We start from the raw sequence: 23303 nt of genomic DNA, 5'->3' as shown, positions 1-23303 counted from the left end.
GCCTAGCAGCCTTTTGCGCAATCCCGCAGCGCCGGCCCTTCGCTCCCGCGGCAGAGCCTTTCGGGGTCGCTGGAGGCCGAGGCGAAGGCTATGATGCGCGCTCCATTCACGGGGCGCGTCATGCCCCCCAGGCCGGTAGCCGCATGTCTCGCTCGATCTCTTTCGCTTCGCTCGCGTCGTCATCGTCGTCGATTCTCTCCCGTTCATCCGCCTTGGCCCGCGCGGTGCTGGTGGGTTGGCTTTCGATCTTCGGCTTGAGCCAAGCCATGCCGGCGCTGGCCGTGGCGCCGCCGAGCGGAGTCGAGGCGCCTTCGTGGCTACTGCTCGACGGCGACTCAGGCCAGGTGCTGGCCGAGCACGATGCCGACCAGCGCCGGGCGATGGCCTCGCTGACCAAGCTGATGACCACCTTCGTGGTGTTCCGCGCGATCGAGGCTGGCCGCCTCGATTGGGATGAGACGGTGACCGTGCCGCAGGCGGTGCGTGAGGTCGCCGGCGACGAATCCAAGATGTACCTGGTGCCCGGCGAACGAATCAGCATCGCCTCGCTGATGCGCGGGCTGATCATTGCCTCGGCCAATGACGCGGCGATCACCCTGGCGGTGGCGCAGGCGGGCGATATCTCCCGTTTCGTCGCCGAGATGAACCAGGAGGCGGCGCGGCTCGGCATGCGCGATACCCGGTTCGCCAACGTCTCCGGGATCACCGCGCCAGGGCACTACTCGACCGCGCGCGATCTCGGGCGACTGGCGCTGGCGCTGACCCGCGAGTTCCCAGGCTACTACCAGATCTCCGCCGAGCCGGTCTTTCGCCACGGTCAGTTCGTCAAGCACGCGACCAACCTGATGGTCGGCGGCGATGACCGCAGCGTGGATGGACTCAAGACCGGCTATACCTCGGCCGCCGGCTACTGTGTGATCGCCTCGGCCAAGCGGCCTCAAGCGAACGGCGGGTCGCGGCGGATGTTCGCGGTGGTGCTGGGCGCGGACAGCGACCTGCGTCGCTTCGACGATGCGAAGGTCCTGCTCGATTACGGCTACAACCGTTTCCGCAACGTCCAGCTTGCCCGTGCCGGGGTGCCGTTCGGCGACCTGCCGATCTGGAAAGGTGCGAGCGACCAGCTCGGCGTGGCCACCGACCATGACCTGGTGCTGTCGTTGCCGGACGATATCGACCCGAAGGGGTTGCGCAGTGAGCTGGTCGGCGCGCGCGCGCCGCTGCTGGCGCCGATCAGCGCAGGCGAGGCGGTGGGCAGCTATCGGGTGCTGCTGGGCGAGCGGGTAGTCGCGAGCGGTGCGCTCTATGCGGTCGAGCCGGTGGCCGAGGGCGGGTTCATCTCCCGCACCGTCGACGCCGTGCGGCTGCTGTTCGGCGGCGGCGAGCCGATCGCCGTCCAGGGCGATGCGCCCTTGGCCTCGCGCGGCTGAGTCAGCCCGATGAGTGGCGAAGCGCTGCGGCCAGCGCCGCGCAGTCGCGCACTTCCAGGTCGACCAGCTCAGGCCAGGGTGGGGTGCTGCGCGGATCGTGCCCTTCGGCGCGGTTGACCAATACGGTGTAGGCCCCCGCGCGGCGACCGGCGTCGAGATCGTGGACGCCGTCGCCGACCATCACCAGCCGTTCAGGCGCTGCACTCCAGAGCGCGGCGAGCCTGTAGAGGCCATCGGGGTCGGGTTTCGGCTTCGCTTCGTCGCGCCCGAGCACTTCGGCGGGAGTGAAGCAGTCGTCGAGGCCGATCGCCCGCAGGGTGACCCAGGCCAGTTCGCGTGCGTTGCGGGTGAGAATACCGAGCTCGCAACCCTGGTCCCGCAGCTGTCGCACCAGTGCCACCGCACCTGGCGCGGGACGCGAGATGCCAGCGAGCTCACGCTCATGCTCGAGCAGCCAAGCGTGCTTGGCGCGTGACTCTTGCTCGGGCAGCGAGGCGAGGTGGCCGAGGATATCGGCATTCTCAGGGATATCCAGTGCGCGACGGATCGCCGGAAAGTCGTGGACCGCGAGGGTAAGGGTGCCATCCATGTCGAATACCCAGTGGCGGCGCGAAGCGAGGGTCATCTTGGGCTCCTGTCTTGAACGTCCGGTGTCGAACTTCCGAGCTGAATCAGTGGCTGATCGTACGGGAAAACAGATTGACCACCGCGACCCCTGCGATGATCAGGCCGAGGCCGATCATCGCAGGCGCATCGAGGGTCTGACGGAACCAGAACACACCGACCAGGCTGATCAGCACGATCCCGATGCCGCTCCACAATGCGTAGGCGATGCCCACTGGCAGGACACGCAGGGTCAGCGAGAGGAAGTAGAACGCGCCGGCATAGCCGGCCACCATCAGTGCCACCGGCACGGGGCGAGTGAACTGCTGCGAGGCTTGTAGCGCGGATGTCGCGATCACCTCGAGGGTTACCGCGATGAGCAGGTAAAGATAGGTCATCTCGAGCACGGGTCCGAAAAGAGTGGTCTTTTGAGTGTCGCTCAGATCGAAGGGCTAAGCGATACGTCCCGTGCGGGGGCAAGACGGGCGGGGAGTACTATTCCCCGCCCGTCTTCGATCATGCGATGGGGTGGATCAAGCGGCGACGCGCTTGGCGATCGCAGCGGCGAAGCTCGAGGTGGTGCCGCTGCCGCCGAGATCGGGGGTGAGGCTGTCCTTGGCTTCGAGGGTGGCGATGATCGCCGCGCGCAGCCGCTCGGCTTTGTCCTGCTTGCCGAGGTGGTCGAGCATCTGTGCGGCGGCGAGCAGCAGCGCGCAGGGGTTGGCCAGGCCTTTGCCCGCGATATCCGGCGCCGAGCCGTGGACCGCTTCGAAGATCGCGGCCTCTTCGCCGATGTTGGCGCCCGGGGCGAGGCCGAGGCCGCCGACCAGACCCGCGCAGAGATCCGACATGATGTCGCCGAACAGGTTGGTGGTGACCACCACGTCGAACTGCTCGGGGCGCATCACCAGCTGCATGCAGGCGTTGTCGACGATCATCTCCTGGGTCTCGATCTCCGGATACTCCTCGGCGACCCTGCGCGCAGTCTCGAGGAACAGCCCAGAGGCGGTCTTGATGATGTTCGCCTTGTGCACGATGGTCACTTTCTTGCGCCCGGTGCTCTTCGCCAGCTCATAGGCGTAGCGGGCGATCCGCTCGGAGCCCTTGCGGGTGACCTGGATCTCAGACTTGGCGATCTCGCCATCCTCCGAGAGGGTCTGGCCCTCGGAGCGATAGGCACCCTCGGTGTTCTCGCGCACGGTGATCATGTCGATGTTGCTGTAGCGCGACTTGGTGTTGGGGAAGCTGATCGCCGGACGCACGTTGGCGTAGAGATCGAAAATCCGCCGCAGCTGGACGTTGATCGAGGAGAAACCGCCGCCCACGGGCGTCATCAGCGGGCTCTTCAGCGCCACCTTGTGCTTCCTGATCGACTCGAGCGTTGCCTGGGGCAGCAGTTCGCCCTGCGACTCGAGTGCGCCGGTACCGGCTTCGACGAACTCGTAGTCGAGGCCGACGTCGAGGCTGTCGAGTACCTGCAGGGTGGCGTCCATGATTTCGGGGCCGATACCGTCGCCGCGAATCACTGCGATCGTCTGGGTCATTGCGGATTCCTGTCTGACGTGGCTGAGCGAGCGTCGGCGGCGAGCGCCCCGACCTCCAGGCCAGCCCGAACGGGCTGGCCGATCGAATGAGAGATGCGGCGCTATTGTAGACAATCATGCGCGCGGATGGGAGTCGTTCGCGTCGACTTTGGGTATTATTCCCTGCCGAAAATCTATCTGGCGCGCTTTATAGCGTCTCGATCGGGTAAGTTTCCTACTTTTTCAATCTTTTATGTCGACACTGGCGTGGCAGGAGCCGCTCATCGAGCGTGCGCAGGGCGAGTGAGTTTTCTGGCCGTCGCGATTCACGATCGCAGGCTGGTCGATGAGGGGCGGCTAGGTTCAGGGCGCGAGCGAGCCTGCGCCGAGGTAGTTGTCCTGCCAGTAGCGCACCGAAAGATTGGCCAGCTCGACCCTGCGGCCGCTGCCGGGGGCGTGGATCATCTGCTGGTTGCCGAGGTAGATGCCGACATGGGTGGCGCGGGAGCCGGCACCGAAGAACAGAAGATCGCCGGGGCGGGCCACAGCGGTCTTGGGGATCGCCTGGAACTGATCGTTGGTGATCCGCGGCAGCGAGAAGCCGGCGGCGCGGTAGCTGAGTTCGCTCAGCCCGCTGCAGTCGAGCCCTTGGGCGGGGTCGTTGCCGCCCCAGCGATAGGGTACCCCCAGGTTGCTCTTGGCGGTGGCGATGATCAGCGCACGTTCGATGCTGATTCCATCCGCGCTGTCCAGTCCACGGTCGCTGGTCTCGAGCGGTGGGCGTCCGGCACAGCCAGCGAGCAGGGCGAGCAGCACGATCAAGCAAAGCGGAAGAGGCGATCGACGCATGGGGGGCTCCAGGCCTTTGGCGGTCGCGCACCAGTATCGTTGCAGCGGTCGAGAGCGTCGAGCCTTGATTCGCTCGGCCAGCGTCGCCATCTCCCCGCCACGGATCGATCGAACCAGAGGAAGATATCGAATGAGCTTCACCGAACAGGCCCCGGGCGTGGTCGAACACGTCCCCTCGCGGACCCGCGGGTTCACGCTCAATCACTCGATGGTGCGGATCAAGGATCCTGAGCGGGCGCTCGCCTTCTACACCGGGATACTCGGTATGCGGCTGCTGCGTAAGCTCGATTTTCCTGAGATGCGCTTCACGCTCTATTTTCTCGATCATCTCGACGATGATGAGATCGCGCCCGAGGATGCCGGGGAGCGCAGCGTTTGGACCTTCTCGCGCCGCGGGCTGCTCGAGCTGACCCACAACTGGGGCACCGAGGAGGATCCCGAGTTCGGTTACCACAACGGCAACAGCGAACCGCAGGGCTACGGCCATATCTGCATCGCGGTGCCGGATCTTACCGCTGCGGTGGCCTGGTTCGATGAGCAAGGGGTCGAGTTCACCAAACGCCCGGAACAGGGCAAGATGAAGGACGTCGCCTTCATCAAGGACCCCGACGGCTACTTGATCGAGATCGTCCAGCCTTCGCTCAGTGCAGAGCTTGGCGGCTGAGACGATGCTCGCCTTCCGGGGGATCGTGGCTATGCTCTTTGTTATCGACACAGCTACCGATATGCGGCGCCGGGCATGTCCGGCGCCGCCCCATTCAGGAGCGAAGCATGGGATTCGAACTGCGCCATGATCAATTGCAGCAGTGGCCGGTCGTCGAGGTGGTCGAAGAGGGAGCATGCCGCATGCGCGTCGCGCTGCGTGGGGCGACGCTGCTCTGCGCCAACGCTCGCGCACCCGACGGGAGACTGGTCGAACTGATCGACGGCTACCGTGAGGGTAGCGAACTGGCCACCCTCGATGCGGCGCGCAGTGCGCTGATGGCACCGTTCAGCAATCGCATCAACGATGGCCGCTATCGCTTCGATGGAGATCTCCTGCGCTTGCCGGTGGTCGAGGGCGAGGGCCATGCGATGCACGGGGTGGTGCGCGGGCTCGATTGGCGGCTGCGCGACGCGGTGCTCGAGCCGGATCATGCTGAATTGGTATTCGAAACCCGGATTACGCCTCGTACGCTCAGTGGATATCCCTTCGAAATCATTTGCTTGACCTCGTTTTCGGTCGATCGCAAGGGGCTTTCCTGGAGTTTCGAAGCGCGCAACCTAGGGCGGTTGGATGCGCCCTTCGGCTGCGGTTGGCATCCTTACCTGCTGCCTCCTGGGGGCGATCTCGACGCCTGCCGGGTGCGCCTGCCCGCCTGTCGACGGGTGATTTGCGATGCGCGTAGGATCCCGCTGCCGGGTGACGAGGCCTATGCGGTTTGCGACGAAACGGAGCTAGCGCTGGCCGGCCGGGCGCTCGATGACTGCTTCTACGATCTCGAACCTGATGCCGACGGCTGGCTGCGTACCCGCCTCGAGGCCCCGGACTGCGGGCTTGCCGTGGTCCTCGCCCAGCCGAGCGGCGCGGTGCAGCTCTATACCGGGGACTCCCTGGGTCCACGTCGGCGCCAGTCGATCGCGATCGAGCCGACCGAGTTTCCTCCCGATTCCTTCAATCGCGACGAGTTCGCCGCGGCGTTGCGTCTTGCACCCGGGGCGCGTCGCAGCTTCGGGGCGCGGCTGAGCCTGGAGGCGTTGGCGTAATGTTCGGCAAAAGTTGCGAAACGCGGAGCGAATCGATCGCTTCGAAAGCTGGCGACTTTCGTAATATTCGGTTAGTTGATGGTCAGTGATGCCGCTGGTGATTAGGTCATGCCGATTCGGTATGAGGCTGGATTGAATCGTAGAACCCTTCGATTCGTAGGAGTATCTTCGCAATCCAAATTTGACAGGCCGATGACCGGGGCGTGAATCCCGCATCGAACGATCAGAACGACCACCGTGACCAGACGTTCAGCGAGGGCTGAGTAAGATGGATGCACGTAAGATCGAATGGGACATTCCATTCAAAGACAGCGTGACCGGGTATAACGAGCCGCGCCGCATGAGCCGCAAGCAGCCGAAGACTGGCTGTATCATCACTGCGCGCTACCACGGCGCCAACGTTCGCCTGCGCGTGCTCGACCGCGATGGCGACAAGAACTCCATTGCCGAGGTGATCGGTGTAGACGCCGATGGCGCAGAGAATGATGCTCAGCTGCTGCTGCACAAGGGCGACACCGTAGTGGTGCCCGACAGCAAGCGTGCCGTCGTTCGCTACTGCTGAGTGGCGCGCTCTCTCCTTTATATAGTCTTAGTATCACACTCCCCTTGAGCTTCGTCGTCCAGCCGCTCGCCGAGCGCGATGGTGCGGGTTTGCCGCAGCCAGCGCCCGACGAATGCGGTGCGACGGGGTTTTCGCCGATCGTTCGATCGTATGGTCTATGCTGGTGAGCATTACCTTAGGCGAACTCGTTGTTTTGCAGCGCAATGACAAAGTCGCAACATATGGCCTCGTACCCGGGGCGACCCTGAGCAGTCCGGATACCCCAGGGGCCAAGCGATTTCATCGACCGCGCCGCGAGCCGCGATCGACCAGCCAAGCAATCATCGACGTTAGGAGCGAAGATAATGACATTGCGTCTCGGCGATACCGCCCCAGATTTCACCCAGCGGAGCACCGCCGGCGATATCAGCTTCCACCAGTGGCTCGGCGATAGCTGGGCGATCCTGTTTTCTCACCCGAAGGACTTCACCCCGGTGTGCACCACCGAGCTGGGCGAGGTCTCACGGCTGAAGCCCGAATTCGACAAGCGCAACACCAAGGCGATCGGCCTGTCGGTGGACAGCCTCGAGGAGCACGAGCGCTGGAAGGGAGATATCGAAGAGACCCAGGGCCATGGTCTCAACTTCCCGCTGCTTGCCGATGGCGACCGTAAAGTCGCTTCGCTTTACGACATGATTCACCCGAATGCGAACGATACCCTCACCGTGCGTTCGGTGTTCATCATCGATCCGAACAAGAAGGTGAGGCTGATCCTCACCTATCCGGCGAGCGCCGGGCGCAACTTCCAGGAAATTCTTCGTGCCCTCGACAGTCTCCAGCTGACCGACAAAGAGAAAGTCGCGACGCCGGTGAACTGGAAGGAAGGCGACAAGGTGATCATCGTCCCCTCGCTCAGCAACGAAGATGCCGAGAAACTCTTCCCGCAGGGTTGGGATGAGAAGAAACCCTACCTGCGCCTGGTCGATCTGAAGAAGTAAGCCTCGACCGGCAGGTGATCAAGGACGCCCGCGCCCCGCAAGGAGCGCGGGCGTCTTTCGTCGTCGCGCTCACCAGCGCAGCAGGCCGCGCCGTTCGAGGCGCTGCAGCAGCCGCTGGGTCGTCTCCATGCCGAGGAACGTCTCGAGCTGATGCGCCCGCGTCGGGCCTATGCCGGGCACCTGCCGCCACTCGGATGGAGTGAGCGCCAGGAGGCTTGCGGTGCCGTCGATGCTGAGTGCTTCCCGTGCGCTTTGCAGCAGCGGGCGTGAGAGCGGCAGCCCCAGGGCGATCAGCCAATCGCTGGCGGTACGCCCTTGGGCTGCCTGGCGTGAGGCCCGCCAGAGCGGCGCGTCGAGATCCATCGCCTGCCCATCCAGCCAGTCGAGCAGATCCATCGACTCGCGCTCGGCCAGCAGTGCCCGCCAAGCGCCTTGGTCGATGCCGGCGAGATCCAGACCCGACCGGCCCGAGAGCCAGCGCAGGCGAGCGATGAACTGATCGGTGCAGGCGGCGCTGGTGGTGGCGCTGGCTTCCATGCAGGTGGTGAGGCCATGCGCCTGCGCCAGCGGTGGTAGCGGCACGTTGCGGTGCGCCGTGCGACTGACCACCTCGGTGAAGCGCGGGATGGTGCTGCCTGCGAGCGCGATACGAATCTGGTCTCCCGGGACCACCTCGAGCGCTTGCCAGCGGCGCAGCGAGCCCAGCGAGACGCGCGCCACCCGCTTGTCGTCGAGCTCTACCGGCTCGAGCTCCAGCACTGGGGTGATCCGCCCTGTCCTACCCACGGTGAAGGCCACTTCTCGCACCTCGGCCAGCGCGGCCGGAGATGGATGCTTCCAGGCCACCGCCCAGTGGGGAGGGTTTGCATGCCAAGCGCTCGCCGGTGGCCGATGCGACTGCCTGAGCACTATGCCGTCGGTGGCGAACGGCAGCGCCGTGCGATACCAGTGTTCGCGCCAGCGCGCCGCTTCATCGAGGGTCGCGACCGGATGGGTATGGGCGATGGTGTCGTCGAACCCCCAGCGCGACAGCGCCTCCAGCCGGGCTTCCTGCGTCGCCGGGCCATCGGCGTAGTCCCAGATGAATAGCCCGATCTCCTCCCGCTGCGCTTCGCTCAGATGGCGCTGGCGCATCAGCGCGATGACGCGGTGGCGGGCGTTAGCGGCGCCATCGGCGGCCTGGACGTGCATGTCGCGGTGCGCATAGAGCTCGCCATGGAGGACCACCCGAGGTGGCGCCGGGGCTTCGAGCCGGCGAGGGACCGCTGGCAGCTGCTTGGCTCGTGCGCTCCAGTCGAGGCCATGGAGGCCATCGCCGCGGCTGATCGCGCGGGCCAGGACGCCATGCTCGTAGACCAGCGTGACCGCGACACCGTCGACCTTGGGCTGGATCCAGAGCGCTTGGCGTACGCGCATCCACTCGGCGACCTCCTGCCGGCCGTGCAGCTTGTGAAGGCCGGTTTGCACCACGGGATGGGCGACACGCTCGGTATTGACGTAGCGCGGCGTGGCGGGAGCCATCCCGCAGCGTTCGAGGTGTCGGCGTGCTTGGTCGTAGACGCTGTCCTCTACCTCGCGCCGACCTTCGAGATAATAGGCGCGATCCCAACCGCGGACCTGCTGCGCCAGGGCGGAGAGCGCCGCGCAGGCGTCGCGGTGTGGGACGGCGGCATCAACGCTTGGGGCGGCTAGCCCCAGGATCAGGCAAACGAACCAATACGCTAACGGCACAACGCTCCTCCCATCCGGCCGGTCTTCTTACCGATCGGCCGATGGGAGGAGCGTTTTAGCCTAGGGAGGCTTGTTTCAGGCGCGGGTGAGCTTCGCGGCGATGCCGGCGACGTACTCGCCCTGGTGGCGGGCGATCGTCAGCTCCTCTGCGCTTGGCTGGCGGGAACCGTCACCGCCGGCGAAGGTGGTGACGCCATAGGGCGTACCGCCGCGCACCTGGGAGATGTCGAACATTTCGGGAATGCCGTAGCCGATCGGCACGATCACCATGCCGTGGTGAGCGAGGGTGGTCCAGGTCGAGGTGATGGTCTGCTCCTGGCCGCCGCCGGTGCCGGTGGAGGCGAATACGCTGGCGATCTTGCCGCGCAGTGCGCCGCTGGCCCACAGCCCACCGGTCTGGTCGAGGAAAGTGCGCATCTGCCCGGCCATGTTGCCGAAGCGGGTTGGTGTGCCGATGATGATCGCATCGTAGTCCGCAAGCTCGGCGGGGGTCGCCAGCGGTGCTTGCTGGTCGGTCTTGCCGCCGGCATTGGCGAATGCTTCCGCCGGCATCGTTTCCGGCACGCGCTTGATCGTGACCTCGACGCCCTCGACCTTGCTTGCGCCTTCCGCAACGGCATTGGCCATGGTCTCGATGTGGCCGTACATCGAATAGTAGAGCACCAGCAATTTGGTCATCGTGTTCTCTCCTGACGAGCGAGTGGGTATGCGACGCAACAAGGGTAGCTCGTCGCAGCGCGAAGAGAAGTGTTTAGATTCCTACGCTGTATTCGTTTTTTTCGATCTGCGCTCGTTCGACCGGGGCGGGACGAGCCGTTGGCCTCGCCGGCCGGTGGTGGTTCAGGCCAGGCCGCCGATACCTCACGCCTCGTCCTGAATCTTGTCCTGTACCCGTAGCCAAGCGTTGGTCAGGTGGCCGCCAAGCGCCTCGATCAAGCCATCCGCGTCGCGCGCTTCCAGGGCGGTGATCATCCGCTCGTGTTCGCCCACCGCGGCTGCCCATTTGTCCGCACCGCTGTGGCCGATGAAGCGGATGCGCTTGAGCCGTGACTGCAGCCCGGCGTGGGCGTGCACCAGCGTGGCATTGTGCGAAAGCCGCACGATCGAGCTGTGGATCGACTGGTTGGCCTTGTAGTAAGCCAAGCGGTCCTGGCTTCGATAGTACCCGAGCATCTCCTCATGGAGCGCGCGAACCTCGGCGATCTCGGCATCGCTGGCCTTTTCGCAGGCTATTTTGCCGGCGAGTTCCTCCATCGCGCGGATCACTACCAGCATGTCCTCGATGTCCTGGGCGCTGAAGCGGCGCACCGAGGCTCCACGGTTGGGCGTCAGCTCGACCAGTCCTTCGCTGGCGAGAAAGCGCAGGGCTTCTCGAAGCGGCGTGCGGGAGACCCCGAGCTGTTCGCACAGAGGGCCTTCGTAGATGCGCTCGCCCGGCACCAGTTCACCCTCGATGATCATGTCGCGAATCCGCTCGGTGATGGCGTCGTGCAGCGTATTGCGAGAGATGGAACCGATCTGGGTCATAGGCTTTGTCCGGTAGTGAATGAATCGGCTGGTCCAGCCTGCCACGCCGCTGCACGCGCGTCGTGGGGTCATGGGGCGCGCTCTTCGGTTGGCCATCGAGCGCAACGGCATCGCTGATTCTAACCATTCGTCGACACTGCGTCGTACGCTGGATAGAGGGTTTGGCGTAAGTCGTAAGACCTAAGTGCGATGCTGTCAGCCCAGAAAAAATACCTTTGTATAATGTATACGTTTTATTTTCCGGCGCAATCTCATCCCACGCGACCCCCGCGTCCACCGGAGATGAGATCAGAAAATGAACGATCACGTGATTGGAAAGGAGACAGCGGATCGTCCTGTCATCGCGCTGGCGATGGGGGATCCCTGCGGGATAAGCCCCGAGCTCACCGCGCGTATCGCCAGTGACCCCATCGTGCTGGAGCATGCCAAGCTGATCGTCATCGGCGACCGCCGGATATTCGATCAGGGGGCCGAAGTCGCACAGCTCAAGCCTGCCATGCGCACGGTCTCCCTGGCCGAGGCGGAAGCGCCGAGCAGTGAGGCGGTGCGCTTCATCGACCTGGGGAACCTTGACCCCTCGCAGGTGGAGCGCGGAGTCGCGAGCCTCGAAGGCGGTGAGTTCGCCTCCGCCAATTTCCGCCAGGCGCTGGATCTGGCCCATCGAGGGCTGGTCGATGCGGTGTGTTTCACCCCGTTCAACAAAAAAGCGATGCGCTATGCCAATCCGGGCTACGACGATGAAATCCGCTTCGTCGCCGGGGCGATCGGCTTCTCGGGCCGCGCGCGTGAATTCAACATCCTCGACAAGGTCTGGAACGCCCGGGTCACCTCGCACATCCCGCTCGCCGAGGTTTCCGCTGCGATAGACATCCCGCTGATCCTCGATGAACTGGCACTCACCCATGCCTGCCTGATCGACGCCGGCCATGCCGCGCCGCGTATCGCCGTTGCCGGACTCAATCCCCACGCGGGCGATGGCGGCAGCTTCGGCATGGAGGAGATCGATGTGATCGAGCCCGCAGTGCTCGAAGCCAAGGCGCGCGGCTGGGACGTCGAGGGCCCGTTCCCCGCCGACACCGTTTTCCTGCGTGCGCTGAAGGAGGGCTACCACGCGGTGCTGACCATGTACCACGACCAAGGCCAGATCGCGATGAAAATGCTCGGCTTCGATAGCGGCGTGACCATGCTCGGCGGCCTGCCTTTTCCGATCTGCACCCCTGCCCACGGCACCGCCTACGACATCGCGGGCCAAGGTCGTGCCGATATCGGTGCCAGCCGCGAGGCGATCCTGCTCGCCGCGCGGATGGCCCGGCAGATCGCCCAGCGGCGTACCGCGACGGCCTGAACCATCGATGGTCTTTCTCGAACTCCACGTCAAAGAGTCACGATCATGATCAAGCCACTTTCACTGCTCTGCGCCACGCTGGCGGTATCCGCCCAGTCTCTGGCCTGGGAGCCGAATCGTCCGGTCGAATTCGTGGTGACCTCGGGGGCCGGCGGCGGCACCGACAACTTCGCGCGAACCGTGCAGGCGATCATCAGCAAGCACGATCTGATGGACGCCTCGATCATCGTCTCCAACAAAGGAGGCGGCAGCGGTGCCGAAGGCTTCGTCTACGCCGCCGGCTACCAGAACGATCCCTACAAGCTGACCTTCGGCACCAACAACGAGTACCTGCTACCCAAGGTCAATCGAATGCCCTACGCGGCGGAAGACCTGCAGCCGGTGGCGGCGATGGCGTTCGACGAGTTCATGATCTGGGTCAACGGCAAGGCCGAGTGGGAGGACGCCGGCGCCTTCATTGCCGACGCCAAGGCCGAGCCGGGCAAAATGCGCTTTTCCGGCAGTCAGTCCAAGGACACCGACCAGACCCTGGTCAGCATGCTCCAGGCGGCGACCGATACCGAATTCCGCTATGTGCCGTTCAATGGCGGCAGCCAGGCGCTGGTGCAGCTTTCCGGCGGGCACGTCGACGCCAATGTCAACAACCCCTCGGAGAACCTTGGCCAGTGGAAGGCGGGGATGGTCAAGCCGCTTTGCGTGTTCTCTCCCGAGCCGCTGCCCGCGGGAGAGCCGGTCTACGACGGCAAGGGATGGGGCGACGTGCCGACCTGCGCCTCCCAAGGCATACCGATCACCGAATACCGCATGCCGCGCACCGTTTGGCTCGCCGCCGGAGTCGACCAGGAGGTGGTCGAGTTCTACCGCGATCTGCTGCAAAAGGTCGCCGAAACCCCTGAGTGGAAAGCGTACGTGACCAATAGCGTGCAGTCCGACACCTTCCTCAGCGGTGACGAGTTGCGCAGCTACATCGACGAGAACACGCGAGTGATCACTGACGTCTTCGCCACCGAGGGCTGGCTGGTCGAGTGACCGCTGCCCATCCAACCTTGGAGGTCACTATGGCTGACAAGCACGTGTCCCGGCACAGCATGGAGATCACGACCGCGCTGCTCACTGGCGCGATTGGGGTGACTGTCTGCATCGGTGCTTGGCAGGCGGGGGTCGGCTGGGAGCCGAGCGGCCCCTCATCAGGCTACTTTCCCTTCTACATCGGTGTGCTGATCGTTCTTGGCAGCCTGGTCAACCTGGGGCGCGCATTGATCTGGAAACGCCATCTCGATGAGGTCTTCCTCGATGGCGCTCGGGCGCGCTCGGTCGCTCGTTTCACCTTGCCGCTGGTCGGCTATGCGGCGGTCTCGGTAGTGCTCGGTCTCTACGTCGGTACTTTCCTCTACATGCTCTTCGCGATGCGCTTGCAGGGGAGCTATCGCTGGTGGGTGGCGGCGTCGACCGGCGTCGCGGTCAGTGCCTGCTTCTACCTGATCTTCGAAATCGGCTTCCAGGTCCCGCTGCTCAAAGGGCCGCTGGAGGCGTGGCTGGGCATCTACTGATCCGCTTCGCACCGCGCCACTTGGAGGGCGTACGTCATGGACAACCTGATGCATCTGATGGATGGTTTCGCCACCGTCCTCAGCTGGTACCACATTACGATCATGGTGATCGGCGTGCTGCTGGGCGTGCTGGTCGGGGTGCTGCCGGGCCTGGGCGCCCCCAACGGTGTCTCGCTGCTGCTACCGCTGACCTTCACCATGGATCCCATCTCGGCGATCATCCTGCTCAGCTGCATGTACTGGGGAGCACTGTTCGGTGGGTCGACGACGTCGATTCTGTTCAACATCCCTGGCGAGCCCTCTTCGGTGGCGACCACCTTCGATGGTTACCCGATGGCGCGTGACGGCCAGGCCACCCGGGCGTTGACCCTGGCCTTCATCTCCGCCGGGCTGGGTGCGCTGGCCGGGGTGGTGATGATCACGCTGCTCTCCAGCTGGGTCGCGGAGTTCGGCCTGCGCTTCTCCTCGCCTGAGTACTTCGCGGTCTACTTCCTCGCCTTCGCCAGTTTCATCGGCATGAGTTCGAGCGCGCCCTCGAAGACCCTGGTCTCGCTGGCGCTCGGCTTGGTATTCGCCACTGTCGGCATGGATGCGGTATCGGGCGGGCTGCGGCTGACCTTCGGAATTCCCGACCTGGTCAAGGGGATCAGCTTCCTGGTCGCGGTGATGGGCCTGTTCGGCATCGCCGAGCTGATGGTCACCACTGAGGAAGGGCTGCATTTCAAGGGGATAAAGGCGCGAATCAAGCCGATGGATGTGCTGCGCACCGCCGCTGAGATGCCGCGCTACGCAGTGGCTTTGGTACGCAGCATCCTGATCGGGATCTGGATGGGCATCACTCCGGCCGGCCCGACCGCGGCCTCGTTCATGAGCCATGGCATCGCCAAGCGCTTCTCCAAGCATCCGGAGCGCTTCGGCAAGGGCGAGCCGAATGGGATCGTCTCCCCCGAGGCGGCCGATCACTCGGCGGGTACTTCAGCACTGCTGCCGATGCTCGCGCTCGGGGTACCTGGCTCGGCCACCGCGGCGGTAATGATGGGCGGGCTGATGATCTGGGGGCTCACCCCGGGGCCTATGCTGTTCGTCGAACGGCCGGATTTCGTTTGGGGGCTGATCGCCAGCATGTACCTGGGCAACCTGGTCGCAGTGGTGCTGGTGCTTGCCACCGTACCGCTCTACGCCTCGATCCTGCGGGTGCCGTTCGCGATCATCGGGCCCCTGATCATCGCGGTGATCTTCACCGGAGTGTACCAGGTCGCCAACTCCACCTTCGATATCTTGCTGGTGCTGCTCTTCGCTCTGCTCGGCTACCTGTTCAAGAAGCTCGACTACCCGGTCGCGCCGCTGGTGCTGGCGATGGTGCTGGGCGATCGCGCCGAGGAAGCGTTCCGCCAGTCGATGGTGTTCTCCGACGGTAGCGTTGCGGTGTTCTGGTCCAATCCGCTGGTCTCGACGATCATGGGTCTGGGGGTGTTCATGCTGGCTTGGCCGTTGGTGTCGAAAATGATCGGGCTGCGCGCCTTCCGACGCCGCAGCGCGATGAAGCCTGAGGCGTCGCAGGAGCGGCCCCGGCAGGGCGCGGAGACCCCACGATGAACCTGGAGCATTACTTCGATCATGGCGATTCGAGCCGAGGTGAGCGGGTGGTCGAGGCCTGCGTGGTCGGTAGCGGCGGCTTCGGACGCAGCCTTTTGGTGCATGCGCCGAGGGTGCCGGGGCTCGATGCCCGGGTCGCCGTCGATCTCGATCTTGATACCGCCGTCGCCGCGCTGCGGGCCGCTGGACGGCCCCTCGACCAGATCCACGTTTGCCGTGAGCCCACCGAGGCGCGCCGTGCCTGGGACGCGGGCCACTGCGTGGTCACCGACTCGCTGGCGATGGCGCTGTCGCTGCCCTTCGATATGGTCGTCGAGGCGACCGGGCAGCCCGAGGCCGGCGCCCGCCATGCGGTTCTGGCGATAGAGGCCGGTCGTCACCTGGCCCTGGCCTCGAAGGAGGTCGACAGCGTGGTCGGCCCGATGCTCGCCGAGATGGCGCGAGAGCGCGGCTGTATCGTGACGCCGGTCGATGGCGACCAGCCGAGTTTGCTGCTGGGCCTGATCAGCTGGGCTGAGCGAGTCGGGTTGGAAGTGATCAGTGCGGGCAAGGCCAGCGAGTACGACTTCATCTACGACCCCTGCGCCCGGACGCTCGAGTGTGACGGGCGGCGGATAGACGCAAGCGGCCTCGATACGCTTTGGCAGCGCGGTGGGCAGCCGCTGGCGGAATGGTTGGCGGCGCGCGCTCAGCTGGCCGCAGCGCTGCCGCAGCGCGCGGTGCCGGATCTCTGCGAACTGGGGCTGGTCGCCAACCACAGCGCGCTGGTGCCCGACCAGCCTTCGCTGCACTGCCCGATCGCACGGCTCGGTGAGGTCGCCGATATCTTCGAGCGTCGCGAACTGGGAGGCCTGCTCGCTGGTGAAGGGCGGATCGACGTATTCAACTGCTTGCGCCGGGTGGACGAATTCAGCCCGGCCGGCGGTGTCTTCGTCAACGTCCGCTGCCATGACCGCGAGAGCTGGCGGATGCTCGCGGCCAAAGGGCATCTGGTCGCTCGCGACGGCAACGCCGCGACGATCCTGCTGCCGCGCCATCTGCTCGGGCTCGAAGTCGCCACTAGCCTGTTCGAGGCGGTGCTCAACGGCGTCTCCAGCGGTGCCCGGGTACCGAAGCCGCGCTTCGATCTGGTCGGTATCGCCGAGCGCGACCTGCCCGCTGGCACTGCGCTCACCGCGCATGGGCATCACCACACCATCGATCATCTGCGACCGGCACTGGTGCCGGCCGCTGCACTGGCCGAAGAGGCGCCGTTGCCGTTCTATCTCGCCGCGACCGGTCGGCTGCGGCGTGCGGTGGCGGCCGGCGAGCCGATTCGCGGGGGCGATGTGGAGCTCGACGAAACATCGATGCTCTGGCGGCTGCGCCACCAGCAGGACGCCCGCTTCCTGGCCTGCGCTGATACCCGCTATGCGTAGGAGCCGTCTATGCCTCCACGGCGCATAGGCGGATTTCTCGCTATAGCTCGGTGACGTGGGCCCAGTCGATCCAGCCGAACTGCCAAGTCGCGAGGATCAGCAAACCGAAGGCGATGCGGTACCAAGCGAAGGCGGCGTAGCTGTGGTGGCCGATGAAGCGCAGCAGCGCGCGCACCGCGATCATGGCGAAGATGAAAGCGGTGACGAAGCCGATCGCGAGCATGCCGAGATTGCCATCGATCAGGGTGCTGCCGTGCTTGATGAACATGTAGGTGGTGGCGCCGATCATCGTCGGGATGGCGAGGAAGAACGAGAACTCGGTCGCGGCCTTGCGCGAGAGGCCGAAGAACAGCCCGCCGATGATCGTCGAGCCGGAGCGCGAGGTGCCGGGAATCAGCGCCAGGCACTGACAGCAGCCGACCTTGAGTGCATCGTGCCAGCGAATCTGCTCGATCGATTCAGCTCGCACGAGGTGCTTACGCTTCTCTGCCCATAGGATCAGGATGCCGCCGATCACCAGGGCGGCAGCGACGGTGATCGGGTTGAACAGATAGTGCTGAATCACGTCGGCGAAGGCCAAGCCGAGCAGTACCGCCGGGAAGAAGGCGATCAGCACATTGCGCACGAAGCGGCGCGACTCGATGTTGGTGGGCAGGCTGATCGCAATGCCGGCAATCTTGGCGCGGTACTCCCACACTACGGCGAGAATCGCGCCGAGCTGGATGATCACATTGAAGGCGACCGCCTTGTCGCCCGAGAAGTTGAGCAGGTCGGCGACGATGATCTGGTGGCCGGTGCTCGAGATCGGCAGGAACTCGGTCAAGCCCTCGACGATGCCTAGTATCAGCGCATCACCGGCGTCTCCAAAGGTCATGAATGTTCAACTCCTTGCGTACTCCACCGGGCCAGTGGAGAAGATCCTGGGGGAAGAAAATGCGGTTGCGAGCTTCGTGCCGCGCAGGCGAAGGAGCTACAGCACCAGCAGCAGGGCGCCACCGAGCACCAGTCGATAGATCACGAAGGGCAGCATGCCTATACGGTCGAGCAGGGCGAGAAACGCTTTGATGCAGACCAGCGCGGTGACGAAGGAGATCATTGCGCCGAGCAGCGGGTCGCGCCAGCCGTCCACACCGCCGGTTTGCCAAAGCTCGACACCCTTGAATACGCCGGCGGCGGCGATCAGCGGGATCGAAAGCAAAAACGAGAAACGCGCCGAGGCCTGGCGGGTGAAGCCGAGCAGCAGGCCTGCGGTGAGGGTTATCCCCGAGCGGGAAGTACCGGGCACCAGAGCGATGACCTGGGCAAGGCCGATCAACAGCGCGACGCGTATATCGATCTGGGGCATTTCGCGGGAGCGCTTGCCGAGTCGGTCGGCCCACCACAATAGCAGTCCGAAGATGATCGTGGTCAGGGCGATTACGGTCATCGAGCGCATGGTCAGCTCGATCCAGTTGGCGAGCAGTCCACCGACCACCAGTATCGGTAACGTGGCGGCGATCACCGACCAGCCGAGGCGGCTTTCGGGGCTCGAGCCGTGGCCGGTCAACTGGCGGGTCCAGCCCACCGCCACCTCGCGCAGCTGGGTGCGAAAGTAGAGCACCACAGCGGCGAGTGTGCCGACGTGGACGGCCACATCGAAGGCGAGTCCTTGATCGGGCCAGCCAAGCAGTTGGGAGGGAAGTATCAGGTGGGCCGACGATGAGACGGGAAGGAACTCAGTGAGCCCTTGGATCAGGGCCAGAACAATCAGGTGTGTCCATTCCATGCCGATATCTCGCAGTCGAGTGCCTGGGTCGCCCCATCCTGTCGGGGGATTGTGACGTTTTCATGACAGTGATGAGACCAAAGTCACGACACTGCCTGGCCCTTTGTACGTGTTTCGACGGAATACGGCGATTGCGGTGGGGAGGTTTTGGACGCGGAGCTAGCAATCAGGAATGGTGTCGCGCAGAGTGCGTCCCGCGGGAGCGTCGAGAATCAGGCGTCGATCGCGCGGTTGGCGACATGCTCGCCAGGCGCGGCATCAAGCGAAGAAATGCTCTGCCCTCATACCAGAACCGCCCGCCAAAGGCGGGCGGTCCGGAGACTCACTTCGAGGCGCGCTTGCGCTCGTTTTCGGTGAGGTGTTTCTTGCGCAGGCGGATGTGGTTGGGCGTCACTTCGACCAGCTCGTCGCTGTCGAGGAACTCGATCGCCTGTTCGAGCGAGAAGCGTACCGGCGGGGTGAGGACGATGTTCTCGTCGTTGCCCGAGGCGCGCATGTTGTCGAGCTTCTTGCCCTTGGTCGGGTTGACCACCAGGTCGTTGGCACGGTTGTGGATGCCGATCAGCATCCCCTCGTAGACCTCGGTGCCATGGTCGATGATCAGCTTGCCGCGCTCCTGGAGGGTATAGAGCGCATAGGCCAGCGCCTTGCCGGTGACCATCGATACCAGGACGCCGTTGCGGCGCTCGATCGAGGCATCCGGCTTGAGCGGGCCGTAGTGATCGAAGCGGCTGGTGAGGATGCCGGTACCCGAGGTCATGGTCAGGAACTGGCCGCGGAAGCCGATCAGCCCACGCGCGGGGATGATGAAGTCCAGACGCACCCGGCCCTTGCCATCCGGGTTCATGTTGGTCATCTCGCCCTTGCGATAGCCGAGCTCTTCCATGATCGAGCCCTGGTGCTGCTCTTCGCAGTCGATGATCACCTCTTCGTACGGTTCCTGCTTGACCCCGTCGATCTCGCGGATGATTACCTCGGGGCGGCCGACCGACAATTCGAAGCCTTCGCGACGCATGGTCTCGATCAGCACCGAAAGGTGCAGTTCGCCACGCCCGGAGACGATGAACTTCTCCGGCGTCTCGCCCTGCTGGACGCGCAGTGCGACGTTGTGGATCAGCTCCTGGTCGAGCCGTTCCTTGATGTTGCGGCTGGTGACGAACTTGCCGTCGCGGCCGGCGAACGGCGAATCGTTGACCTGGAAGGTCATCGACACCGTCGGCTGGTCGACGGACAGCGGCGGCAATGCCTCGACCGCGGCCGGGTCGCACAGGGTGTCGGAGATGCCGAGCTCGTCGATCCCGGTGATGCAGATGATATCGCCGGCGGTGGCTTCCTGGGTCTGCACCCGATCGAGACCGAGGTGGGTCATGACCTGGCCGATCTTGCCGCGACGGGTAGAGCCGTCGACGTCGATCACGGTGACCTGCTGATTGGGCTTGACCGAGCCGCGCTTGATCCGACCGACGCCGATGACACCGACGTAGCTCGAGTAGTCGAGCGCGGAGATCTGCATCTGGAACGGGCCGTCGAGTTCGACCTTGGGTGGCTCGACGATATCGACGATCGCCTGGAACATCGGCGTCATGTCGTCGGCCAGCTCTTCCGGGTCGAGGCCGGCGATGCCGTTGAGCGCGGAGCAGTAGATGATCGGGAAGTCGAGCTGTTCATCGGTGGCGCCGAGGTTGTCGAACAGATCGAAGATCTGGTCGATGACCCAGTCGGGACGCGCGCCGGGACGATCGATCTTGTTCACCACCACGATGGGCTTGAGGCCCTGGTCGAAGGCCTTCTGGGTGACGAAGCGAGTCTGCGGCATCGGGCCGTCGACCGCGTCGACCAGCAGCAGTACCGAATCGACCATCGACATCACCCGCTCTACTTCGCCGCCGAAGTCGGCGTGTCCAGGGGTGTCGACGATGTTGATGTGATAGTCGCGCCACTGGATCGCGGTGTTCTTGGCCAGGATGGTGATGCCGCGTTCCTTTTCCTGGTCGCTGGAGTCCATGATCCGCTCCTGACCCTCGGTGCGGCGGTCGAGAGTGCCCGACTGCTGGAGCAGCTTGTCGACCAGCGTGGTCTTGCCATGGTCGACGTGGGCGATGATGGCGATGTTCCGGATATGGGCGATCCGGGAATCGAGTTCGTGCTGTGACATTAATTATGGTCCGTAATCTGCTGAAAGCCTGTCTGTGATCCGCGATGCCGGGTCATGCATGGGGAGATCGAACGCAAGCCGAGCCATGAATCGCTCGTTCATCCCGATGGGAATTCCATTCTTCGTTGGCTGTGCGCCCCGGATTGATCGAAGCCTGACCTCGGCTCGCGATGATCTCAGACAGGTTCTAGCGCACCCACCGAGCTGCTGCGGATATACGGAGCGTCGGATGCGCGGGGAAGGGGCTGGCTCGGCATTGTACCCGCCGGAAGGGATACAGGATAGCCGTTGCGTGCGCATGGTGCACTTCGCTCAGCCCGACACCGTCGGCAAGTTCTCCGAGCATATAAAGGAAGGGGATGCCGTGGCTTGGTCGTTAAAGGGCAGGCGGAATCGATGGCGAGAAAGATGCCAAAAGCACCGGCATGGTGCTGTTTGCGGTTTTTTTGATCCAAAATGGTGCGATGGCTATGCTGGTACGGGTTGAAGGTGCTCGCCACTGGCCCCGGAGAGTATCAAAAAACCCTATTTAGTGAATGATTAATCATAATAATCATGGGGTTATGAGGTGAGCTCGAAGACCTGCATCATTCTGGCACGCTCCATGCATCAAAAGGGTACAGTCAGAGCGCCGTCGAGGCGCCTTCTGTCGACCTGGAGGCCGCCCGTCGCGACCTGGGTTCGGCCGCGACGGGCATGTAGCCCGCTGCGACATGTGATTTCCCCCGAGGCGCCCGCCCGTGGTCGCCCGGTACTCGATCAAGATTTCGTTTCAAGTCCTGTGCCTACTGGAGACCAACATGGCAGAAAAGACACTTGCCCTCATCGAAGAACACGACGCCAAGTGGGTCGACCTTCGCTTCACCGATACCAAGGGCAAGGAGCAGCACGTCACCATCCCGTCGCGCAGCGTCGATGAAGAGTTCTTCGAGAACGGTCAGATGTTCGACGGCTCCTCGATCTCCGGCTGGAAGGGCATCAACGAGTCCGACATGATCCTTATGCCGGAAGACGGAACCGCCTACCTGGATCCGTTCACCGAAGACTCCACCATCGTGCTGCGCTGCGACATCATCGAACCGGCCACCATGCAAGGCTACGAACGCGACCCGCGTTCCATCGCCAAGCGTGCCGAAGCCTATCTGCAGAGCACCGGCCTGGGCGATACCGCCTTCTTCGGTCCCGAGCCCGAGTTCTTCATCTTCGACGAAGTCCATTTCAAAAACGAAATGAACGGCTCGTTTTTCAAGATCACCTCCGAGGAAGGCGCCTGGGCGACCGACTCTACCAAGCTCGAAGGCGGCAACCTCGGCCACCGTCCGCGGGTCAAGGGCGGCTATTTCCCGGTACCTCCCGTCGACTCCTTCCACGACCTGCGCGCGGCCATGTGCTCCACGCTCGAAGCGGTCGGCCAGGAAGTCGAAGTGCATCACCATGAAGTCGCCAACGCTGGCCAGAACGAGATCGGGGTCAAGTTCAACACCCTGGTCAAGAAGGCCGACGAAGTTCAGACCATGAAGTACGTGATCCACAACGTGGCTCACGCCTATGGCAAGACCGCGACCTTCATGCCCAAGCCGATGGCCGGCGACAACGGCTCCGGCATGCACGTCCACCAGTCGTTCTGGAAGGATGGGCAGAACATGTTCGCTGGTGACGAGTACGCAGGCTTGTCCGAGACCGCGCTCTATTACATCGGCGGTGTGATCAAGCACGCGCGTGCGCTGAACGCCTTCACCAACGCGTCGACCAACTCCTATAAGCGCCTGGTGCCGGGCTTCGAAGCGCCGGTCATGCTCGCCTACAGCGCGCGCAACCGTTCCGCTTCGCTGCGTATTCCCTACACCTCGAGCCCGAAGGGCAAGCGCGTCGAGGCTCGTTTCCCCGACCCGACCGCCAACCCCTACCTGGCCTTCGCCGCGCTGCTGATGGCTGGCATCGACGGCATCCAGAACAAGATCCATCCTGGCGACGCGCTGGACAAGAACCTCTATGACCTGCCGCCGGAAGAAGGCAAGCTGGTGCCGACCGTTGCTTCCAGCCTCGAGCAGGCGTTGGAAGCGCTGCAGGAGGATCGCGAGTTCCTGACCGCTGGCGGTGTGTTCACCGACGATACGATCGACGCTTACATCGAACTCAAGATGGAAGAAGTCAATGCGGTTCGTATGGTGCCGAGCCCGGTGGAATACGAGCTCTACTACAGCGTCTGATCACCGCTGGCCAGCTGCCTGAGCTGAGCGCCGAGCGCCAGTTCGGGTAGCGGATGGCATTGGATGGTTACCGAACCCCGTCGACATCGTGCGACGGGGTTTTTTATCTCCACCTGTTCCTCTCGGATTGAATTGGTGCACCTCTCGCGTGCAGGCAAAGGTGTGGACTGGTTGGGTCGCATGGAATGTGTCGATGCCCCGGGCGTGCCGATGAGCAGCGGGCTGAGGCGAAAGGTGGTAGGCAGGTGTAGATTATGCGTGCACTGTTATGGTGCACTTGCGCGGCGTGCTATTAACGGAAGATGCGCTCCAATGGCGC

Annotated in this window: 21 protein-coding genes; 11 read left to right on the top strand and 10 right to left on the bottom strand. The window is 64.0% G+C overall.

The genetic code is table 11. The features are described from left to right. Positions 1-143 precede the first annotated feature (143 nt). Positions 144-1427, top strand: coding sequence for a D-alanyl-D-alanine carboxypeptidase family protein (locus A5892_RS01070; protein WP_064121215.1), 1284 nt, complete (start codon positions 144-146; stop codon positions 1425-1427). A 1-nt stretch (position 1428) separates the two neighbouring features. Here A5892_RS01070 and A5892_RS01065 read toward each other — a convergent pair whose 3' ends face one another. From A5892_RS01065 to A5892_RS01050, 4 genes are all read right to left on the bottom strand, one after another. Then, positions 1429-2052 carry an HAD family hydrolase gene (locus A5892_RS01065; protein WP_064121214.1) on the bottom strand — a complete coding sequence of 208 codons (624 nt, stop codon included), beginning with the start codon at positions 2050-2052 and terminating at the stop codon, positions 1429-1431. Between the two features lie 46 nt (positions 2053-2098). Further along, a complete protein-coding gene (locus A5892_RS01060; protein ID WP_027348984.1) occupies positions 2099-2428 on the bottom strand; it encodes a DMT family transporter in 330 nt (109 codons plus the stop codon). Between the two features lie 135 nt (positions 2429-2563). Then, positions 2564-3574: an isocitrate dehydrogenase gene (locus A5892_RS01055; RefSeq protein ID WP_064121213.1), complete on the bottom strand. Its 1011-nt coding sequence runs from the start codon at positions 3572-3574 to the stop codon at positions 2564-2566. Positions 3575-3916: 342 nt separating this feature from the next. Further along, positions 3917-4402: a C40 family peptidase gene (locus A5892_RS01050; RefSeq protein WP_027348982.1), complete on the bottom strand. Its 486-nt coding sequence runs from the start codon at positions 4400-4402 to the stop codon at positions 3917-3919. 130 nt (positions 4403-4532) lie between these two features. Here A5892_RS01050 and gloA point away from each other — a divergent pair, with 130 nt between their 5' ends. From gloA to A5892_RS01030, 4 genes are all read left to right on the top strand, one after another. Then, positions 4533-5066: a lactoylglutathione lyase gene (gene gloA / locus A5892_RS01045; RefSeq protein WP_064121212.1), complete on the top strand. Its 534-nt coding sequence runs from the start codon at positions 4533-4535 to the stop codon at positions 5064-5066. A gap of 107 nt (positions 5067-5173) precedes the next feature. Further along, complete coding sequence (locus A5892_RS01040; RefSeq protein WP_064121211.1) at positions 5174-6148, top strand: aldose epimerase family protein; 975 nt, start codon at positions 5174-5176, stop codon at positions 6146-6148. 340 nt (positions 6149-6488) lie between these two features. Further along, entirely contained in the window at positions 6489-6710 is a 222-nt protein-coding gene (locus A5892_RS01035; RefSeq protein WP_150123443.1) for a hypothetical protein, read from the top strand. Positions 6711-7054: 344 nt separating this feature from the next. Then, positions 7055-7687 (top strand): peroxiredoxin, encoded by a 633-nt coding sequence (locus A5892_RS01030; RefSeq protein ID WP_064121209.1) that lies wholly within the window; start codon positions 7055-7057, stop codon positions 7685-7687. Positions 7688-7756: 69 nt separating this feature from the next. On the opposite strand, the gene ligB is transcribed toward A5892_RS01030, so the two are convergent. The 3 genes from ligB to A5892_RS01015 all read right to left on the bottom strand — a co-directional run bounded on the left by ligB (position 7757) and on the right by A5892_RS01015 (position 10945). Further along, entirely contained in the window at positions 7757-9418 is a 1662-nt protein-coding gene (gene ligB, locus A5892_RS01025) for an NAD-dependent DNA ligase LigB (RefSeq protein ID WP_082890205.1), read from the bottom strand. Positions 9419-9493: 75 nt separating this feature from the next. Beyond that, positions 9494-10096, bottom strand: coding sequence for an NAD(P)H:quinone oxidoreductase (gene wrbA / locus A5892_RS01020; protein ID WP_064121208.1), 603 nt, complete (start codon positions 10094-10096; stop codon positions 9494-9496). 183 nt (positions 10097-10279) lie between these two features. Beyond that, positions 10280-10945 (bottom strand): GntR family transcriptional regulator, encoded by a 666-nt coding sequence (locus A5892_RS01015; protein ID WP_064121207.1) that lies wholly within the window; start codon positions 10943-10945, stop codon positions 10280-10282. Positions 10946-11240: 295 nt separating this feature from the next. On the opposite strand from A5892_RS01015, the gene A5892_RS01010 reads away from it, so the two are divergent. From A5892_RS01010 to A5892_RS00990, 5 genes are read left to right on the top strand one after another with little or no spacing between them, the layout of a single operon-like run. Beyond that, on the top strand, positions 11241-12290 hold the full coding sequence (locus A5892_RS01010) for a 4-hydroxythreonine-4-phosphate dehydrogenase PdxA (protein ID WP_064121206.1): 1050 nt from the start codon (positions 11241-11243) through the stop codon (positions 12288-12290). A gap of 45 nt (positions 12291-12335) precedes the next feature. Then, complete coding sequence (locus A5892_RS01005; protein ID WP_064121205.1) at positions 12336-13319, top strand: Bug family tripartite tricarboxylate transporter substrate binding protein; 984 nt, start codon at positions 12336-12338, stop codon at positions 13317-13319. A gap of 29 nt (positions 13320-13348) precedes the next feature. Next, positions 13349-13840 carry a tripartite tricarboxylate transporter TctB family protein gene (locus tag A5892_RS01000; RefSeq protein WP_064121204.1) on the top strand — a complete coding sequence of 164 codons (492 nt, stop codon included), beginning with the start codon at positions 13349-13351 and terminating at the stop codon, positions 13838-13840. 36 nt (positions 13841-13876) lie between these two features. Beyond that, complete coding sequence (locus tag A5892_RS00995; RefSeq protein WP_064121203.1) at positions 13877-15436, top strand: tripartite tricarboxylate transporter permease; 1560 nt, start codon at positions 13877-13879, stop codon at positions 15434-15436. Then, a complete protein-coding gene (locus tag A5892_RS00990) occupies positions 15433-16854 on the top strand; it encodes an NAD(P)H-dependent oxidoreductase (RefSeq protein ID WP_064121202.1) in 1422 nt (473 codons plus the stop codon). The genes A5892_RS00995 and A5892_RS00990 overlap by 4 nt, the downstream gene beginning before the upstream one ends. Before the next feature lie 40 nt (positions 16855-16894). Here the strand turns inward: A5892_RS00990 and A5892_RS00985 are convergent, their stop codons facing one another. From A5892_RS00985 to typA, 3 genes are all read right to left on the bottom strand, one after another. Beyond that, complete coding sequence (locus A5892_RS00985; RefSeq protein WP_064121201.1) at positions 16895-17728, bottom strand: undecaprenyl-diphosphate phosphatase; 834 nt, start codon at positions 17726-17728, stop codon at positions 16895-16897. A 96-nt stretch (positions 17729-17824) separates the two neighbouring features. Continuing rightward, positions 17825-18619 (bottom strand): undecaprenyl-diphosphate phosphatase, encoded by a 795-nt coding sequence (locus tag A5892_RS00980; protein ID WP_064121200.1) that lies wholly within the window; start codon positions 18617-18619, stop codon positions 17825-17827. Between the two features lie 322 nt (positions 18620-18941). Continuing rightward, entirely contained in the window at positions 18942-20774 is a 1833-nt protein-coding gene (typA, locus tag A5892_RS00975; protein WP_064121199.1) for a translational GTPase TypA, read from the bottom strand. An 800-nt stretch (positions 20775-21574) separates the two neighbouring features. Between typA and glnA the strand changes: the two genes are divergently transcribed. Continuing rightward, entirely contained in the window at positions 21575-22984 is a 1410-nt protein-coding gene (glnA, locus tag A5892_RS00970; protein WP_064121198.1) for a glutamate--ammonia ligase, read from the top strand. Positions 22985-23303: the final 319 nt, after the last annotated feature.

It is taken from the genome of Halotalea alkalilenta (assembly GCF_001648175.1).
Classification (GTDB): Bacteria; Pseudomonadota; Gammaproteobacteria; order Pseudomonadales; family Halomonadaceae; genus Halotalea; species Halotalea alkalilenta_A.
Note: the sequence above shows the minus strand (reverse complement) of the source record. Positions and strands in the feature narration are given on the sequence as shown.

What these genes read in the sequence shown, in the direction of transcription:
- A5892_RS01070 (WP_064121215.1), top strand. Translation starts at nt 144, where the DNA reads ATGTCTCGCTCGATCTCTTTCGCTTCGCTCGCGTCGTCATCGTCGTCG.
- A5892_RS01065 (WP_064121214.1), bottom strand. Translation starts at nt 2,052, where the DNA reads ATGACCCTCGCTTCGCGCCGCCACTGGGTATTCGACATGGATGGCACC.
- A5892_RS01060 (WP_027348984.1), bottom strand. Translation starts at nt 2,428, where the DNA reads ATGACCTATCTTTACCTGCTCATCGCGGTAACCCTCGAGGTGATCGCG.
- A5892_RS01055 (WP_064121213.1), bottom strand. Translation starts at nt 3,574, where the DNA reads ATGACCCAGACGATCGCAGTGATTCGCGGCGACGGTATCGGCCCCGAA.
- A5892_RS01050 (WP_027348982.1), bottom strand. Translation starts at nt 4,402, where the DNA reads ATGCGTCGATCGCCTCTTCCGCTTTGCTTGATCGTGCTGCTCGCCCTG.
- gloA (WP_064121212.1), top strand. Translation starts at nt 4,533, where the DNA reads ATGAGCTTCACCGAACAGGCCCCGGGCGTGGTCGAACACGTCCCCTCG.
- A5892_RS01040 (WP_064121211.1), top strand. Translation starts at nt 5,174, where the DNA reads ATGGGATTCGAACTGCGCCATGATCAATTGCAGCAGTGGCCGGTCGTC.
- A5892_RS01035 (WP_150123443.1), top strand. Translation starts at nt 6,489, where the DNA reads ATGAGCCGCAAGCAGCCGAAGACTGGCTGTATCATCACTGCGCGCTAC.
- A5892_RS01030 (WP_064121209.1), top strand. Translation starts at nt 7,055, where the DNA reads ATGACATTGCGTCTCGGCGATACCGCCCCAGATTTCACCCAGCGGAGC.
- wrbA (WP_064121208.1), bottom strand. Translation starts at nt 10,096, where the DNA reads ATGACCAAATTGCTGGTGCTCTACTATTCGATGTACGGCCACATCGAG.
- A5892_RS01015 (WP_064121207.1), bottom strand. Translation starts at nt 10,945, where the DNA reads ATGACCCAGATCGGTTCCATCTCTCGCAATACGCTGCACGACGCCATC.
- A5892_RS01010 (WP_064121206.1), top strand. Translation starts at nt 11,241, where the DNA reads ATGAACGATCACGTGATTGGAAAGGAGACAGCGGATCGTCCTGTCATC.
- A5892_RS01005 (WP_064121205.1), top strand. Translation starts at nt 12,336, where the DNA reads ATGATCAAGCCACTTTCACTGCTCTGCGCCACGCTGGCGGTATCCGCC.
- A5892_RS01000 (WP_064121204.1), top strand. Translation starts at nt 13,349, where the DNA reads ATGGCTGACAAGCACGTGTCCCGGCACAGCATGGAGATCACGACCGCG.
- A5892_RS00995 (WP_064121203.1), top strand. Translation starts at nt 13,877, where the DNA reads ATGGACAACCTGATGCATCTGATGGATGGTTTCGCCACCGTCCTCAGC.
- A5892_RS00990 (WP_064121202.1), top strand. Translation starts at nt 15,433, where the DNA reads ATGAACCTGGAGCATTACTTCGATCATGGCGATTCGAGCCGAGGTGAG.
- A5892_RS00985 (WP_064121201.1), bottom strand. Translation starts at nt 17,728, where the DNA reads ATGACCTTTGGAGACGCCGGTGATGCGCTGATACTAGGCATCGTCGAG.
- A5892_RS00980 (WP_064121200.1), bottom strand. Translation starts at nt 18,619, where the DNA reads ATGGAATGGACACACCTGATTGTTCTGGCCCTGATCCAAGGGCTCACT.
- typA (WP_064121199.1), bottom strand. Translation starts at nt 20,774, where the DNA reads ATGTCACAGCACGAACTCGATTCCCGGATCGCCCATATCCGGAACATC.
- glnA (WP_064121198.1), top strand. Translation starts at nt 21,575, where the DNA reads ATGGCAGAAAAGACACTTGCCCTCATCGAAGAACACGACGCCAAGTGG.